Genomic DNA, 16036 nt, shown 5'->3' with positions numbered 1-16036 from the left:
AATGAAACAAACTACCAATGCCATACTAATGATTCGTCCGGTGGCGTTTCGTATGAACGAACAAACAGCCGTGAATAATTATTACCAAAAAGTCCTCGACGGATTGTCGCCGGAAACCGTAAACGCTAAAGCCCAAGCCGAGTTTGATGCTTTTGTAAACAAGCTAAGAAAAGTAGACGTGAACGTGGTCGTAGTCGAAGATACATTGGAACCCAATACACCCGATAGTATTTTTCCAAACAATTGGATTTCATTTCACGAAAACGGTGATGTGGTTTTATACCCAATGTTTGCCGAAAACCGCCGAGCCGAAAGAAGAGAAGACATCCTCGATATTTTAGAAGACGAAGGTTTCGAAATCAACGAAATCATGGATTATACTTTGGCCGAAGAAGACAATGTTTTCTTAGAAGGTACAGGAAGTTTATTACTAGACCGCGAAAACGGGAAAGCTTATTGTGCGCTTTCTCCAAGAGCCGATGAAGAATTGATGATTGAATTTTGTGAAGATTTCGAATTCACTCCGGTTATTTTTGAGGCGTTCCAGACGGTTAACGGCGAAAGAAAACTGATTTACCATACCAATGTCATGATGACTTTAGGCGATACGTTTGCCGTAGTTTGTGCCGATTGCATCGACGATAAAAAAGAACGCAAAATGGTTTTAGACAGTCTGCGTGGCGATGACAAAGAAGTAATTTTAATCACCGAAGAACAAGTCAATAACTTTGCCGGAAACATGCTCGAAGTTAAAGGAAAAGACGATAAAAGATACCTAGTGATGAGCGAGTCGGCTTTTAAAAGTTTGACCAAAAAACAAATCGCCCAACTCGAAGCTCACGTGGAAATCATCCACTCCAGTTTAGATACTATCGAAGCTTGTGGTGGTGGAAGTGCGCGTTGCATGATGGCGGAAATTTTTCTGCCTAAGGCATAGTTTTAAGTAACACTCTAAAAAAATCCCAAAGGCTGAATTTAGTCTTTGGGATTTTTTTATGGGTTTACTAATGATTTAATTTTAATAAACTCATATCCGCCTTTTGTAGCACCCCAAACTTGTTTGCCGTCTTTGTCAAAACCTTGATCCCAAGACAGAATTGAGTTCACGGTTACGGTGACTTTAGAGTTGGCCCAACTCGCACCACGCAATTCACTCGGACAAGTTTTATCGCCTGTGGCACCTTCAAATTTGTTTTTTCCGATGCGTTTGAGCGTAACTTCACAACCTTGTTTTAGTTCGATATCGGCTTCGGTGAGTTGGTCATAAGCTTCCGGAGTTACCCATTTGCCAATCCAAGTTTTTTCGTCTTTTAGAGTGTAAATCTCGCTGATGAATGCATCGCCTCTTTGCGAAACTTTATAAATTCTAACACGATATGGTTTGTCTTGTTTGTCAAAAATGGCTTGTTCTACAAAAAGGTAGTTGCCTTTGGCTTTCCAAATCGGCGTCATTCGGAGAGAAATGTTATAATAGTCTTTGTCTGCAATTGATTGCTGCTCTGAAGAATAATGACCTTGCATCACTGTAACTAATTCTTGCAATTCCTTGCTGTTTTTGGATTGATTCTGCCCTGATTTGCAGCCAATCAACAAAGCTATACTGGCTAAAATAAATAACGTTTTTTTCATGAAATATATAAAATAGATAACAAACTATATGCCGCGGATAATACTCAAAACCGCACTAATAATGTACTGAATTCCAATAGCAACCGTAAGGAAACCAACAATTCTGGAAATCGCCACAATGCCCGAGGCGCCAAGGTATTTAGCCAAATAATGAGCGCTTCTCAAAATTAAAAAAATCAATAACGATACTATGATTATGGAAATAACAGAAGATAAAATTTCCGGAGTAGAATGGTGGTCTTGGTTAAACGCAATTAAAAGCGAAATCGAACCCGGACCGGCCAACATGGGCATCGCCAAAGGCGTTAACGCAATCGAATTTCTGTTTTGCAAATCTTCTTCCACTTCTTTGCTGATCCCTTTTCGTTTTTTCGGATTGGCATTGAGCAAACCAAATCCGGAACTCGCAATCAAAATACCACCGGCAATACGAAGAGCCGAAATGGTAATCCCAAAAAAGCTCAATACAAATTCACCAATAAAAAAAGAGATTAATAAAATAATACAAACATTGATGGCGGTCAAAAGCGATACCCGAGAGCGTTCTGCTTTGTCATAATCTTGGGTTAAACCAACAAAGAAAGGAATAACACCAATGGGATTTAAAACCGAAAACAAAGCCCCCAAAAGGACAAAAAAAGTATTCAAAAAGAGTTCCATTTTTATAAAAATTCAAATCGGTAACAAAGATAAGTAAAGAATAAAAGTAAGTGTTAATTTAAAAACATTATTAGTTAAATTTGCCCCATGAAAAATAAGAAAACACTAGTACTCGGCGCTACGACCAAACCGGAAAGATACGCTTTCAAAGCCATCACTATGTTAGTCGAAAAGGGGCATTCGGTACTGGCCATTGGTCAGAATCAAGGCGAAGTAGCAGGAGTTACCATCAGAACCAAAAATATTCCGCTTAAAAACATCGATACGGTTACTTTGTACCTAAATCCGATAAGACAAAGAGAGTATTACAACTACATCATCGAAACCAAACCGAAGCGTGTGATATTCAATCCGGGCACTGAGAATCCTGAATTTTACCAATTGTTACAAAGCAACGGTATCAAAGTAGAAGTGGCTTGTACGTTGGTTTTATTAGCTACAAATCAGTATTAGGAGCGAAAGGTTCGGGCAACTTTGTTATCCATTTTCCTGCTTTCCACTTTTGCACGGCAACCGTTACAATCAGGGCTAGAAAGGAATCCTTTTTAATATCGGGTATTTTCTGTCGCCGGTTTGCTAATCAAAAGCAATCCGATAAAAGTGATGAAACCGTTTACTATAATCAATTCGTTATCTAATACATAATTCCCTAATAACTCCGCGGAATACTTGCTGATAAAAAAACAAATCGCCGGAGAAATCACGCAAACCAAAGGCACAAATTTATCGTGAACCGTTTTCGATTTTATAAATAAACCAAAAGCATACAACCCTAAAAGCGGTCCGTAAGTATATGAAGCAATCTTAAAAATCATCTTCACCACCGAAGCGTCATTCACTGCGTTGAACAATACAATCACCAAAAACATCAAGAACGAAAATCCAACATGAACCAAGTGGCGAGTTCTGACAATATTGGGTTTGTTTTGGTTTTCGACTTTGTCCATGCCTAAAAAATCCACGCAGAAAGAAGTCGTTAATGCGGTCAAAGCACTATCTGTAGTAGCAAAAGTCGCAGCGGTTAATCCCAATAAAAAAACTACAGCCGGCACTATCGTTAAATGGTTAAAAGCAATTTCAGGAAACAATAAATCGGTGCGCGCCACTCCGTCAACCATAGGAATAGCAATACCGTTTTTCTCAGCATAGAGGTATAATAAGGCACCAACACTCAAAAAGAAAATATTGATCAGCACAAAAATTCCGGTAAAAGTGTACATGTTTTTTTGGGCTTCCCCTATGTTTTTACAACTCAAATTTTTCTGCATTAAATCTTGGTCTAAACCAACCATGGCAATCGTCACGAAGATGCCGCCAAGTATTTGCTTCCAAAAATAATGGCCTTTCAAATAATCTTCAAAAAAGAAAACTTTAGAATAGTTACTGTTTTTTACCGCTTCAAAAGCTTGAAATGCGCCAAAATCCAGACTGTCACAAATAAAATAAATGGTCAAAAACACCGAAGAAACCAAGAAGAATGTCTGCAAAGTATCGGTGATGATAATTGTTTTCAATCCGCCGCGATAAGTGTAGGCAAAGATCAATCCCAATGAAATTAAAACAGTTAATGCAAACGGAATAGTAAAGGCATCAAACACATAGCGTTGCAATACAATCACCACTAAATACAATCGGAAAGCCGAACCAATGGTGCGACTGATTAAGAAAATAGAAGCAGCAGTTTTATAACTTATAGTACCTAAACGCTGTTCAATATAACTGTATATCGACGTCAGGTTCATGCGGTAATACAATGGGAGTAAGACTTTGGCAATAATTAAAAAACCAATGGCGTTTCCTAAAACAAACTGAAAATATTTAAACTGCAAATCAGGATTGCCCACTTCGCCTGGAACCGAAATAAAAGTCACACCTGACAGCGCTGTTCCTATCATTCCAAAAGCCACCAAATACCATTTAGAGTTTTTATTGGCCTTAAAAAAAGTGTCGTTGTCCGATCCTTTTTTGCTTACAATATTGGAAATCAAAATCAATAAGCCAAAGTAGATAACTATAATAATTAAGATTGTAGTTGGTGACATAAGTTAGGTTTTATAATGAGCCAAAATACAAAAAGAAAATAGAATACAGAAAATAGAGAATAGACAAAATGAATGAATAGCAATTTAATTTTTAGAAATAGGATGCTTAAAAGTTTCTATATTCTTTTCTCTATATTCTATACTCTTTTTACATTATTTTTGTCTCATGGAATTTTCATCAAAAATTTTAGAAAAAGCGGTTAACGAAGTGTCTCAATTGCCCGGAATCGGTAAGCGAACGGCTTTGCGTTTAGTATTGCATTTGCTGAAGCAACCGGTAGAGCAAACCCGTTTTCTGTCTGAAGCGCTTACCACCATGCGTGAAGAAATTAAGTTTTGTAAAAATTGTCACAATATTTCTGATGTTGAGGTATGTGAAATTTGCCATAATCCTGCGAGAAATCACAAAATTATTTGTGTGGTGGAAGATGTTCGCGATGTTATGGCGATTGAAAACACCAATCAGTTCAAAGGGATTTACCATGTTCTAGGCGGAAAAATTTCCCCCATCGATGGTGTCGGTCCAAGTCAGCTAAACATTACTTCTTTAGTTGAAAAAGTAAAATTAGGCCAAACAGAAGAATTGATATTTGCTTTGAGCTCAACTATGGAAGGCGATACAACGAATTTTTATATCTTCAAGCAAATCAAAGATTTCGATATTAAAACTTCTACTATTGCCAGAGGAATTGCCGTTGGCGACGAATTAGAATATGCAGATGAAGTGACTTTAGGCAGAAGTATTTTGAATCGTGTTCCTTTTGAAAATTCTTTAAAAAGTTCATAGCAAATTAACAGTTAAAGACATTTTTGTATTTAGATTTGAAAAATTTGTATTTAGATTTGAAAAATCTATCTTTGTTTGCTAATTTTTTTTTTAAAACTAATGAATAAACCCAATATATATTTATTTTTCCTACTCAGTATTTTATTGACCTCATGCGTTCCTACCAAGGATTTGATTTATCTTCAAAACAATAATGATGGCACAAATGCGGTGGTAACACCTTCAAATCAAAAGCCGTATCGTCTTCAGACTAATGATTTATTGAATATTGCTATTAGGGCAATAGACCCAAAATTGGTCGAAATTTTTAATCCAACCGGCGGACAAAATGTTGGTTCAGTTGGAGAACAAAATAATTATTTGAATGGGTATTCTGTTGATGATCACGGAAATATCAGGTTGCCTGCTTTGGGTGAAGTAAATGTTTTAGGATATACAACAGAGGAAGTTAGGGTTAAGATTGAAAAACTGCTTTTCGAAAAGTATTTTAAAAACGAAGCCGGGATTTTTGTAATAGTAAAATTAGCCGGTTTCAGATACACTATAAATGGTGAAGTTGGGAGTATGGGTACTAAAACTTTATACCAAGACAAAGTAAATATCATGGAAGCCATTGCTAATGCGGGTGATATAACCATTACTGGAGACAGAAAAGATGTAAAAGTAATTAGAAGTTTTCCGCAAGGAAGTGAAACTTTCAGCCTCGATTTGACCGATAGTAAAGCAGTAAATTCTCCTGGTTTTTTTCTCCAACCTAACGATTACATTTATGTAAAACCTTTGAAACAAAAGACATGGGGAACGGGTAAAACCGGAATAGAATCCTTGACTACAATAGTAACTTTATTGTCATTAGCTACAACCACTTATTTGTTACTCAGTAATTAATACCTACTTTCCATGTTAGACGTAAAAGATTTTACTTTTTTTGATAAACAAAATAGTTTTGATTTTAAGGGTTTTTTGATCAAAACCATCAGCTATTGGAAATGGTTTGTTATTGGATTAATCATAGCTTTTTCTATTGCGCATCAAGTAAATGTGAGAAAGCAAAAGATATACGGAATTGAGACAACGATTGCTGTGCAAGAAGAAAACAATCCCTTTTTTACCGCTAATACGAGTTTGGTATTCAATTGGGGTGGTACTTCCGATAAAGTGCAAATGATTTCCACTACATTAAAATCCAGATCACACAATGAATTAGTTGTAGATAGATTGGGTTTCTACATTGATTATTTCAAGCAAACGGAGTACTTTTTACAAGACGTATACGGAGACGTTCCTTTTGAAGTGGTTATTGATAAAAGTAAAAATCAATTATACGAACAGTTCATTAAAGTAAAAATGCTGTCCAAAGATACTTATCAGATAACCATTCCTTTTCAGGCTAGTAGTGCCGGAGTTATTTGTTATAAAAACAATACTAAATCGGTAGTTCCTGTTCCTAATACAGAATTTAAACAGACCTATAAAATTGGACAAGAAGTTAACCTGTCTTTTTTGCATTGGACACTAAGATTGTCTAAAGCGCCCCAAAAAAAGTTTGGGGAAGAAGTTTTAATTCGTTTCAATTCCTATGATAATACGGTTTCTGCTTTCAAAGGAGTTAGGGTAGATTTAGATGAAAGAGCCGGTTCTATACTTAGGTTAAGTATGGAAGGTACCAACAAAGCCAGAATGGTTGATTATCTAAACGCAACGGTAGACGTTTTAATCAAAAGACAGCTTGACAACAAAAACAAATTTGCTGAGAATACTATCAATTTTATTGATGAAACCTTAGTAAAAATGGAAGAGCAATTAAAAGATTCCGGTGACGACTTGAAAGTTTTCAGCAAAACCAATAATGTGCTTGATATCGAAGAAGGTGGAGTTACTTACAAAAGTCAATTATTAGATTATGATCAACAAAAGGATGAGGTTGAACGCAAAATTGCTTATCTGAATTTATTAAAAAATTACCTCAAAAACAGTGTCGACTTTTCGAAATTACCGGCTCCAACTGTAGCAGGAATAGAAGAACCCAATATCGCTAATAACGTTGGTAAGCTGATTGATTTATCCATCCAAAGGTCGGAGTTAGGATACTCTATCAAAGGTGATGTTTACTATGAAAGAATAGATAACGAAATCCAATCGGTTAAAAAAGTATTGTTGGAAAATGGGAATTCATTGCGAAGCGCATTAGAATATGATTTGAGATTGGTCAATCAAAAAATTCAAAAGGTTGAAAGTGAAATCAGTATGCTTCCTGAAAATAAGCAAGAATGGTTAAAACTGTCCAGAAAATACAACTTAAGCGATAATATTTACAATACCTTTTTGCAAAAAAGAAGTGAAGCTTCTATCGTTAAAGCAGCCAATTTATCCGATATAAAATTTATTGATCCGGCCAAAGACGTTGGAGGTGGTTTATTAGGGCCAAAAACCGGGGTAAATTATGTTTTGGCTTTTTTTATGGGATTGTTGATTCCATTGGTATTGGTATTCTTCATTTTCTTTATTAGCAATTCGATTCAGAATATTGAAGATATCTCAAGTTTAACACAATTACCATTAATTGGAATAGTGGGAATAAAACATTCTGAAACCAATTTGTCAGTATTTGAAAGGCCAAAATCAGCCCTTTCGGAATCCTTTAGAGCGATACGTTCTTCATTACAATTTTTATACAAAAAACAAAGTATTGAAGGTACTAAAACTTTGATGTTAACTTCTTCTGTCAGTGGTGAAGGAAAAACATTTTGCTCCATTAATATTGCAACCGTTTTTGCATTGAGTGAGAAAAAAACGATTATACTTGGACTCGACTTAAGAAAACCGAAAATCTTTGATGATTTTAATATTCAAAATGATATCGGTGCGGTGAATTATTTAATCGGTCAAAAAACTTTAGACGAAGTTATACAACATACTCACATTCCTTATCTTGATGTTATTACTTCCGGACCAATTCCGCCAAATCCTTCCGAATTGATTCTGGGAGATTCTATGAAAGAAATGATAATGCGTTTAAAGGAGAATTACGATTATATCATTCTAGATACACCGCCTGTAGGTTTGGTTTCTGATGCATTAGAATTAGCACAGTTTTGTGATGTTACCCTATACATTGTTAGACAAAACTTCACCAAAAAAGAAATGTTAACACTTTTAAACAACAGAACTAAACGTGGTGAGTTGAATAATGTGAGCATTATCTTTAACGGATATGAGAATAAAGCCAAGTATGGTGTTGGTTACGGCTACGGTTACGGCTATGGTTACAGTTACGGTTATGGCTACGGCAGTGGTTATCATGAAGATGATGAACCAACTGGATTCTTTGCCAAATGGAAATACAGATTATTAAAAAGGTTTAAGTAATGACAAATAAAGCAAAAGCTATTCTTATAACCGGAGGAGCAGGATTTATTGGTTCAAACCTTTGTGACTATTTTTTGGGCAAAGGGTATTTGGTAACATGTTTGGATAATTTTGCTACAGGTCACCGACACAATATTGCAGGGTTTTTAAACCATGAAAATTTTCAGTTGATAGAAGGTGATATTAGAAACATTGAAACTTGTCAATTGGCAGTTAAGAATATTGATTTTGTTTTGCACCAAGCAGCTTTGGGTTCGGTGCCACGTTCTATTAATGATCCTATTACCAGCAATGAGGTAAATGTTTCCGGGTTTTTGAATATGTTGGTGGCGTCAAGAGATGCCGGAGTAAAAAGATTTGTTTATGCAGCGAGTTCTTCAACTTATGGAGATTCTGAAAGTTTGCCTAAAGTTGAGGATAAAATTGGGAAGCCACTGTCTCCTTATGCGATTACGAAATATGTAAACGAATTATATGCAGAGATTTTCGGTAAAACTTATGGTTTAGAAACCATTGGATTGCGTTATTTTAATGTATACGGCAGAAGGCAAGATCCGAATGGGGCTTATGCCGCAGTAATTCCTAAGTTTGTGATGCAATTAATGGCACATGAAAGCCCAGTGATTAATGGCGATGGGAATTATTCCAGAGACTTTACTTATATAGATAATGTGATTCAAATGAATGAGTTGGCTATGTTGACTCAGCATCCTGAAGCAGTGAATACGGTTTATAATACCGCTTTTGGAGACAGAACGACTTTGAATGATATGGTGAAATACCTCAAATTATACTTATCGGAATTTGACCAAAAAATTGCTGAGGTTGCCGTTATTTATGGGCCGAATAGGGTAGGCGATATTCCTCACTCTTTGGCTAGTATTGATAAGGCAAAAGAATTACTAAAATACAACCCGAAATTCTCTTTTCAAGCAGGTTTAAAAGAAGCAGTTGCGTGGTATTGGAAACATTTAAAAAAAGATTAAAAATTACTATTGATAATGAAAATAACTAATATTTGTTGTATTGGAGCAGGTTATGTAGGTGGTCCAACCATGGCAGTTATAGCCGAAAAATGTCCGCATATTAAAGTGACTGTAGTCGATTTGAACGAAGCCAGAATTGCGGCTTGGAATGATGAAGATGTTAACAACATTCCCATCTATGAACCGGGATTGAACGAAATTGTTGCCAATACCAGAAATAAAAACTTATTCTTCTCTACAGCGGTTGATCAAGCGATTGATGAAGCCCAACTGATTTTTATTTCTGTCAATACGCCCACCAAAACGTATGGGACAGGAAAAGGTATGGCGGCCGATTTAAAACACATTGAATTGTGCGCACGTCAAATTGCCAAAGTAGCTAAAAACGATAAGATTATTGTCGAGAAATCTACTTTGCCGGTTAGAACCGCTGAAGCTTTGAAAAGCATTTTAGACAATACCGGGAATGGCGTTCAATTCCAAATATTATCTAATCCTGAGTTTCTTGCAGAAGGAACGGCGGTACAAGATTTATTGCACCCTGATAGGGTTTTAATTGGTGGTGAAACTACACCGGAAGGGCAACAAGCCATTGAATCTTTGGTAGATGTTTATGCTAATTGGGTTCCCAAAGAACGTATTTTAAAAACCAATGTTTGGTCTTCGGAATTGTCTAAATTAACGGCAAATGCTTTCTTGGCACAACGAGTTTCTTCGATTAATGCGATGTCTGAATTGTGTGAAAAAACAGAAGCCAACGTCAATGAAGTGGCAAAAGCAATCGGAATGGATAGCAGAATTGGTTCCAAATTTTTAAAAGCCTCCGTTGGCTTTGGCGGTTCTTGTTTTCAAAAAGACATTTTGAATTTGGTTTATATTTCCAAAGCATTCGGATTAAACGAAGTAGCTGATTATTGGGAACAGGTAATCATCATGAATGACCATCAAAAAAGACGTTTCTCCAGAAATATAGTACAAACGTTATACAATACTGTTTCTGGGAAGAAGATTGCTTTCTTGGGTTGGGCCTTTAAAAAAGACACGAATGATACCAGAGAATCTGCTGCGATTTATGTAGCCGATGATTTAATTAATGAGCAAGCCAATATTGCACTATATGATCCAAAAGTGGGACACCAACAAGTATTGGCCGATTTAGATTATTTGGATACCAGAAAACCAGCTGATAATGAAAAACACATCCATACTTTTGATAATCCTTATATGGCTTGTGAAAATGCGCATGCGGTAGCAATACTGACGGAATGGGATGAGTTTAAAGACTACGATTGGAAGAAAATTTATGACAGTATGTTGAAACCGGCTTTTATTTTTGACGGTAGAAATCTGTTGGATGCTGAGAAAATGAGAGCCATTGGGTTTGTTTATCAATCGATAGGAAGTTAGTACTCGGTTGTAGATTTTTGAAAATTGAAAATATCAGAAAATAAAAAAGATGAATATTAAAATTGCAGTTATAGGTTTAGGATATGTGGGTTTACCATTAGCAAGATTGTTTGCAACAAAATATCCTGTGGTGGGTTTTGACATCAATCAACATAGGATTAAGGAATTAAACTCCGGAATCGATTCAACATTAGAAATTGATGAGGCTACCCTAAATGCAGTGCTTGTTACTTCGAATAGTCATTCCAATGGTCTTTTTTGCAGTAATGATATTGCTGAAATTCAAGATTGCAATTATTACATCGTTACCGTTCCAACACCGGTTGATAAAAATAATCGCCCCGATTTAACACCGCTTTATAAGTCGAGTGAAACCGTTGGGAAAGTATTAAAAAAAGGTGATATCGTGATTTATGAGTCTACTGTTTATCCGGGTGTGACTGAGGAAGAATGTATTCCGGTTTTAGAAAGAGTAAGCGGTTTGAAATTCAATGTTGATTTCTTTGCAGGCTATTCTCCGGAACGAATTAACCCAGGTGATAAGGAACATACCGTTGAGAAAATCCTAAAAGTGACTTCAGGTTCAACGCCTGAAGTAGGTCAAAAAGTCAATAGTCTATACCAATCGGTGATTACTGCCGGTACGCATTTAGCACCTTCTATAAAAGTGGCAGAAGCGGCAAAAGTGATTGAGAATTCGCAACGTGATATTAATATCGCTTTTGTAAACGAATTGGCGAAAATTTTTAATTTATTGGAAATTGATACCCATGCCGTTTTAGAAGCCGCCGGTACTAAGTGGAACTTTTTACCGTTCAAACCGGGATTGGTTGGTGGTCATTGCATCGGAGTTGATCCTTATTATTTGGCCCAAAAAGCCCAAGAGAAAGGCTATCATCCTGAAATTATTTTGGCCGGAAGGCGTTTGAATGACAGCATGGGTGAATATGTGGCTTCTCAGGTTGTCAAATTGATGATTAAAAAAGGAGTGGCTATTAACGGGGCTAAATTGTTGATGCTAGGTATCACTTTTAAAGAAAATTGTCCCGATGTGCGCAACACTAAAATTGTTGACGTGGTGCATGCTTTGGAAGATTATGGTATTGCAGTAACTATTTTTGATCCTTGGGCCAAACCTGCAGAGGTGAAGCATGAATACCAATTAGAGACGACGAATAGTTTGCCAACTACTACTTTTGATGCGATTGTTTTGGGTGTTGCACACAACGAATTTGTGTCGATTGATTTGTCGCAATTGAAAAAACCCAATGGAGTATTGTTTGATGTAAAGGGTGTTTTGAATGAAAAGGCGGATGGGAGATTGTAAAGAATTGCGAATTATAAATTACGAATTACGAATAAGAAATGAAAAAGATTTTAATAACGGGTGGTGCAGGGTTTATAGGTTCGCATGTGGTGCGTCGTTTTGTGACTAAGTATCCGGCGTATCAAATTTTTAATTTAGATGCCTTGACTTATGCCGGAAATTTGGAGAATATTGCAGATATTGAACAATCTCTTAATTATACCTTTATTAAAGGCGATATAGTAGATGCTGATTTTGTAAATCAATTGTTTCAAAAGCATCAGTTTGATGGGGTTATCCATTTGGCTGCAGAATCGCATGTTGATCGCTCGATTACCGATCCTTTGGCGTTTGTTAAGACGAATGTTATTGGTACAATGAATTTGCTGAATGCGGCTAAAACCATTTGGGCAGCCAGTTTTGAAGGTAAAAGATTTTACCATGTCAGTACCGATGAAGTCTATGGCAGTTTGGGTACAACAGGTTTGTTTACAGAAACTACCCCATATGACCCGAATTCCCCTTATTCGGCTTCAAAGGCGAGTTCCGATCATTTTGTTAGGGCTTATGGCGAGACTTATGGTTTGCCTTATGTGATTACGAATTGCTCGAATAATTATGGCCCGAATCATTTTCCGGAAAAGTTAATACCACTTTTTATTAATAATATTATAACTAACAAGTCTTTGCCGGTTTATGGTGATGGCAATTACACCCGAGATTGGTTGTATGTTATTGACCATGCGATAGCCATTGATTTGGTTTTTCATAAAGGACACAATCACGAAACTTATAATATTGGCGGGTTTAATGAATGGCGAAATATCGATTTGGTTAAATTGCTTTGCCAGAAAATGGATGCCAAACTTGGCAGGGCTTCAGGGACTTCCGAGCAGTTGATTACTTATGTAAAAGACCGACCTGGGCACGATTTACGCTATGCTATTGATGCTTCTAAAATCAACACAACATTGGGTTGGAAACCTTCCGTAACTTTTGAAGAAGGTTTGGAACAAACCATTGATTGGTTTTTGGCCAATGAGGAATGGTTGAAGAATGTTACTTCGGGTGAGTATTCGAAGTATTATGAGAAGCAGTATTCTTAGTGATCAGTGGTCAGTGGTCAGTTTTTAGTGGTCAGTGGTTTTGGTTTGAATGATAGGAAGTCTTGTTTTGCAGGGCTTTTTTTGTTTTTAACCATATAAGGCATTTAAGTTTTTTACTTTTGTCTAATGTCTAATGTGTTTTATTTTGACCATATGATTGAGATGGTGTTGTTGCTTCTTTTTAATTCTTTTATCTTTTTTCTTTCTTGGATGGAGAAGGCTATGAATAGGTAGGCTAATTGCAGGTGATTTCCCTCGGGGATTTCTGTTTGTAGGGTTATGGTTGTTGTTGGTTCTTCTTTTTGGAGGATTATTTCTTGGCTGTATTCGGTGGTGAATTTATTTTCTTCATAATTCCAGTTGGCTCTCGCTATTGCCAAGTGTACTTGCTCCGCTTTTTCAGGCCAATCGATGTCTGTTTTAGGGTTGAAGTTTTCTATGGTAAGTTGGCTGCTTTCTTCATTCCACTGCCAGTTTGTTTTTAGCACTTTATTTAGCGGTCTTAGTTTGTTGCCTTCAAAGCCAATGGGATAAGTTCTGACCTCCTTAGTTTGTATGCCGTTTTCAAAAATTCTTTCTCCGTGTGGATTTATAGTATCTTCCTCTATTATTTCGAACATTAATTTATTGGCTCGACCGGCAAAGCTTCCGTCTTTGGCTCTGTTGAAAAAGGCGTATGCCAATGCTCTGAAACTTTGTGCTTTTTTTGAGGCTCTACCGAATTCTTTGGCGTGGTTTTTTGCTTTGGTGAAGATAGGGTTTCTTGCAAATTCTTCTTTGCTAACGCCGGTTTTTCCTTTTTCGCGGGCAATATTATTGTTGTTTTGGTCGATGTAGAAGTTGATGTCGTTTAAGGTTCCTACGATTTTGAATGAGGCTGTTACTTTTGCCATGGTTTTTTTGTTTGGTTATACTTACAAAGTTAGGAAAAAAGTGGTCAGTATTCAGTGGTCAGTGGTCAGTGTTCAGTGGTCAGTGTTCAGTGTTCAGTAATCAGTATTGATTAATCAGTGCTCAGTGTTTAGTGTTCAGATTTGGTTTGGAAATTGAAGGCGAAGGTATTTCAATTATTATTAATTGGTAGGAGAGTTTTTAATATTAAGAAGTTAAAGTAATTAAGGGTTACATAAAGATGGCTTGAAAGAGGTTGATTTTTAGTCAACCTACTTTTGAAGGGCACAATTTTTTTTGGGATGTTTGTGAATATGATAATTGTTAAGTTGGTAATTTTGGTAGTTGTTTTTTCTAAAATTTATAGATTATTAACTAAAAATCAATAATTTATTAACACGCAAACGTTTTCGTTTGTTCGGTAGTTTTTTGTTTTGTAATTTGGATTGGTTAATTTTATAGTTTTATTGACCCTTATTCTACTATTATCGCTTAATCTGTCTTGGCTTTATTAAAGTCGGGTGAATGTTATTGTTGTTTTTTATTTTAACTAATTAAAAAATTAATTTTATGAAAAGAATTTTACTCGCGATGAGTTTGTTACTATGCTCATTTATTACCTCAACTGTTTATTCGCAATGTCCTTCCGACAATGCCGGAAATGTTCCTTATAATGATGGATGGGGTGCCTCAGATAATGGAGGAAATGGATTTAATACCTGGACTCGTAATTTGACTTCGGGCGATGGTTCACGTAATGGTTTTTTTATTGGTAACTCCAATAGTAATGGGGATGGTGGTCCATCTAGTATTGGTTCCTCTTGTTGGGCTCTTTATGCTAATAATAGTCAAACGGCTTCTGCTACCAGAGCTTTTTCTAATACTTTGAATATCGGCGGAACCCTTTCTTTTGGAATGGATAACGGTTGGATTGACAATGGAGCAGTTGTTGGATTTGGTATACAAAATGCAGCAGGTGAAAATTTAGTTGAGTTCTACTACATTGGTGGACAAAATAAATACAAAATCAATGATAATAGTAATCAAACTGATACTGCTTTTGACTTTACAGATGATGGCTTGACTTTCGTATTCAGCAGAACTGATGCTAACAACTATTCTTTGGTAGTTACCAGATTAGCCAACAATCAAGTAGTTACTCTTAACGGTGCCTTAAAGAGTCCAAGTGGCGGAAAAGTTCCTGCTCAAGTGAGGTTTTTTAATTTTAATGCCGGTGGCGGTAATACAAGAAATGCTTTTTTCAATAATCTTTCTATTACGGATAATCCGACAGCTACTGCTTCCAACGTTACCGGTTGTGCCGGTAGTGCTATCACTTTAGTAGGTTCAGGATTACCAGCGGGAGGAACCGGTATTTATAGTATTGCAAACCCATACACCGGTCCATCTACTACTTATACTTATACATATACTGCTCCAAATGGATGTAGTACTACAAGCGCTGAGGCCACTGTAACAATTATTCCTTTAGTTACCCCAACAGTTTCTTTAACTAGCAGTGATTTAGATAATACTTTTGCTTATGGTACGAGTGTAACTTTCACGGCTAGTGCGGGTAATTTAGGTGGTGGCACAGCGAGTTATGATTTTAAAGTCAATGGTACTTCGGTTCAAAACGGTGCTTCTAACAGTTATGTAGTTAATAATTTGGCCAATGGTAATCAGGTTAGTGTGAGTATCACCGTAACGGGAGGTACTTGTTTGTCTACTGCTACTGCTGACAGTAATGTTATTACCAATACTGTGACGGGTGCTTATTTGAGTAGCATTACAAATTATTGTGGTCAAACTTTACCGGTTATAGGGACAAGGATAAAATGTTCAGTTCCGGC

At 36.5% G+C, this 16036-nt stretch carries 14 protein-coding genes; 10 read left to right on the top strand and 4 right to left on the bottom strand.

Annotated features, from left to right (window positions below; genetic code table 11):
• The first annotated feature begins 1 nt into the window (after position 1).
• The gene (ctlX, locus tag ICG50_RS12460) at positions 2-937 is read left to right on the top strand and encodes a citrulline utilization hydrolase CtlX (protein ID WP_187661233.1); all 936 of its coding nucleotides are present in this window, start codon (positions 2-4) and stop codon (positions 935-937) included.
• Positions 938-993: 56 nt separating this feature from the next.
• Here the strand turns inward: ctlX and ICG50_RS12455 are convergent, their stop codons facing one another.
• Positions 994-1629 carry a chromophore lyase CpcT/CpeT gene (locus ICG50_RS12455; protein ID WP_187661232.1) on the bottom strand — a complete coding sequence of 212 codons (636 nt, stop codon included), beginning with the start codon at positions 1627-1629 and terminating at the stop codon, positions 994-996.
• A 24-nt stretch (positions 1630-1653) separates the two neighbouring features.
• On the bottom strand, positions 1654-2289 hold the full coding sequence (locus ICG50_RS12450) for a MarC family NAAT transporter (RefSeq protein ID WP_187661231.1): 636 nt from the start codon (positions 2287-2289) through the stop codon (positions 1654-1656).
• Between the two features lie 87 nt (positions 2290-2376).
• Here ICG50_RS12450 and ICG50_RS12445 point away from each other — a divergent pair, with 87 nt between their 5' ends.
• Positions 2377-2742: a CoA-binding protein gene (locus ICG50_RS12445; protein WP_187661230.1), complete on the top strand. Its 366-nt coding sequence runs from the start codon at positions 2377-2379 to the stop codon at positions 2740-2742.
• Between the two features lie 92 nt (positions 2743-2834).
• Here the strand turns inward: ICG50_RS12445 and ICG50_RS12440 are convergent, their stop codons facing one another.
• The gene (locus tag ICG50_RS12440) at positions 2835-4331 is read right to left on the bottom strand and encodes a sodium:solute symporter (RefSeq protein ID WP_187661229.1); all 1497 of its coding nucleotides are present in this window, start codon (positions 4329-4331) and stop codon (positions 2835-2837) included.
• A 166-nt stretch (positions 4332-4497) separates the two neighbouring features.
• Here ICG50_RS12440 and recR point away from each other — a divergent pair, with 166 nt between their 5' ends.
• The 7 genes from recR (at position 4498) to rfbB (ending at position 13292) form a co-directional block, all read left to right on the top strand.
• Positions 4498-5118, top strand: a complete 621-nt coding sequence (recR, locus tag ICG50_RS12435; protein ID WP_187661228.1) for a recombination mediator RecR — start codon at positions 4498-4500, stop codon at positions 5116-5118.
• 99 nt (positions 5119-5217) lie between these two features.
• The gene (locus ICG50_RS12430) at positions 5218-6006 is read left to right on the top strand and encodes a polysaccharide biosynthesis/export family protein (protein ID WP_187661227.1); all 789 of its coding nucleotides are present in this window, start codon (positions 5218-5220) and stop codon (positions 6004-6006) included.
• Positions 6007-6018: 12 nt separating this feature from the next.
• Positions 6019-8487 carry a polysaccharide biosynthesis tyrosine autokinase gene (locus ICG50_RS12425; RefSeq protein WP_187661226.1) on the top strand — a complete coding sequence of 823 codons (2469 nt, stop codon included), beginning with the start codon at positions 6019-6021 and terminating at the stop codon, positions 8485-8487.
• The gene (locus ICG50_RS12420; RefSeq protein WP_187661225.1) at positions 8487-9473 is read left to right on the top strand and encodes an SDR family oxidoreductase; all 987 of its coding nucleotides are present in this window, start codon (positions 8487-8489) and stop codon (positions 9471-9473) included. The genes ICG50_RS12425 and ICG50_RS12420 overlap by 1 nt, the downstream gene beginning before the upstream one ends.
• A gap of 15 nt (positions 9474-9488) precedes the next feature.
• Positions 9489-10880, top strand: a complete 1392-nt coding sequence (locus tag ICG50_RS12415; protein WP_187661224.1) for a nucleotide sugar dehydrogenase — start codon at positions 9489-9491, stop codon at positions 10878-10880.
• Positions 10881-10929: 49 nt separating this feature from the next.
• The gene (locus ICG50_RS12410) at positions 10930-12207 is read left to right on the top strand and encodes a nucleotide sugar dehydrogenase (RefSeq protein WP_187661223.1); all 1278 of its coding nucleotides are present in this window, start codon (positions 10930-10932) and stop codon (positions 12205-12207) included.
• A 38-nt stretch (positions 12208-12245) separates the two neighbouring features.
• Entirely contained in the window at positions 12246-13292 is a 1047-nt protein-coding gene (gene rfbB, locus ICG50_RS12405; RefSeq protein ID WP_187661222.1) for a dTDP-glucose 4,6-dehydratase, read from the top strand.
• Between the two features lie 140 nt (positions 13293-13432).
• Here rfbB and ICG50_RS12400 read toward each other — a convergent pair whose 3' ends face one another.
• Positions 13433-14185, bottom strand: coding sequence for a hypothetical protein (locus ICG50_RS12400; protein ID WP_187661221.1), 753 nt, complete (start codon positions 14183-14185; stop codon positions 13433-13435).
• A 568-nt stretch (positions 14186-14753) separates the two neighbouring features.
• Here ICG50_RS12400 and ICG50_RS12395 point away from each other — a divergent pair.
• Positions 14754-16036 (top strand): hypothetical protein (locus ICG50_RS12395; RefSeq protein WP_222940208.1); only part of this gene is annotated, 1283 nt, incomplete at its 3' end.

It is taken from the genome of Flavobacterium buctense, assembly GCF_014486695.1.
Lineage (GTDB): Bacteria > Bacteroidota > Bacteroidia > Flavobacteriales > Flavobacteriaceae > Flavobacterium > Flavobacterium buctense.
Note: the sequence above shows the minus strand (reverse complement) of the source record. Positions and strands in the feature narration are given on the sequence as shown.

What these genes read in the sequence shown, in the direction of transcription:
- rfbB (WP_187661222.1), top strand. Translation starts at nt 12,246, where the DNA reads ATGAAAAAGATTTTAATAACGGGTGGTGCAGGGTTTATAGGTTCGCAT.
- ICG50_RS12440 (WP_187661229.1), bottom strand. Translation starts at nt 4,331, where the DNA reads ATGTCACCAACTACAATCTTAATTATTATAGTTATCTACTTTGGCTTA.
- ICG50_RS12430 (WP_187661227.1), top strand. Translation starts at nt 5,218, where the DNA reads ATGAATAAACCCAATATATATTTATTTTTCCTACTCAGTATTTTATTG.
- ICG50_RS12425 (WP_187661226.1), top strand. Translation starts at nt 6,019, where the DNA reads ATGTTAGACGTAAAAGATTTTACTTTTTTTGATAAACAAAATAGTTTT.
- recR (WP_187661228.1), top strand. Translation starts at nt 4,498, where the DNA reads ATGGAATTTTCATCAAAAATTTTAGAAAAAGCGGTTAACGAAGTGTCT.
- ICG50_RS12445 (WP_187661230.1), top strand. Translation starts at nt 2,377, where the DNA reads ATGAAAAATAAGAAAACACTAGTACTCGGCGCTACGACCAAACCGGAA.
- ICG50_RS12415 (WP_187661224.1), top strand. Translation starts at nt 9,489, where the DNA reads ATGAAAATAACTAATATTTGTTGTATTGGAGCAGGTTATGTAGGTGGT.
- ICG50_RS12450 (WP_187661231.1), bottom strand. Translation starts at nt 2,289, where the DNA reads ATGGAACTCTTTTTGAATACTTTTTTTGTCCTTTTGGGGGCTTTGTTT.
- ICG50_RS12455 (WP_187661232.1), bottom strand. Translation starts at nt 1,629, where the DNA reads ATGAAAAAAACGTTATTTATTTTAGCCAGTATAGCTTTGTTGATTGGC.
- ICG50_RS12400 (WP_187661221.1), bottom strand. Translation starts at nt 14,185, where the DNA reads ATGGCAAAAGTAACAGCCTCATTCAAAATCGTAGGAACCTTAAACGAC.
- ctlX (WP_187661233.1), top strand. Translation starts at nt 2, where the DNA reads ATGAAACAAACTACCAATGCCATACTAATGATTCGTCCGGTGGCGTTT.
- ICG50_RS12420 (WP_187661225.1), top strand. Translation starts at nt 8,487, where the DNA reads ATGACAAATAAAGCAAAAGCTATTCTTATAACCGGAGGAGCAGGATTT.
- ICG50_RS12410 (WP_187661223.1), top strand. Translation starts at nt 10,930, where the DNA reads ATGAATATTAAAATTGCAGTTATAGGTTTAGGATATGTGGGTTTACCA.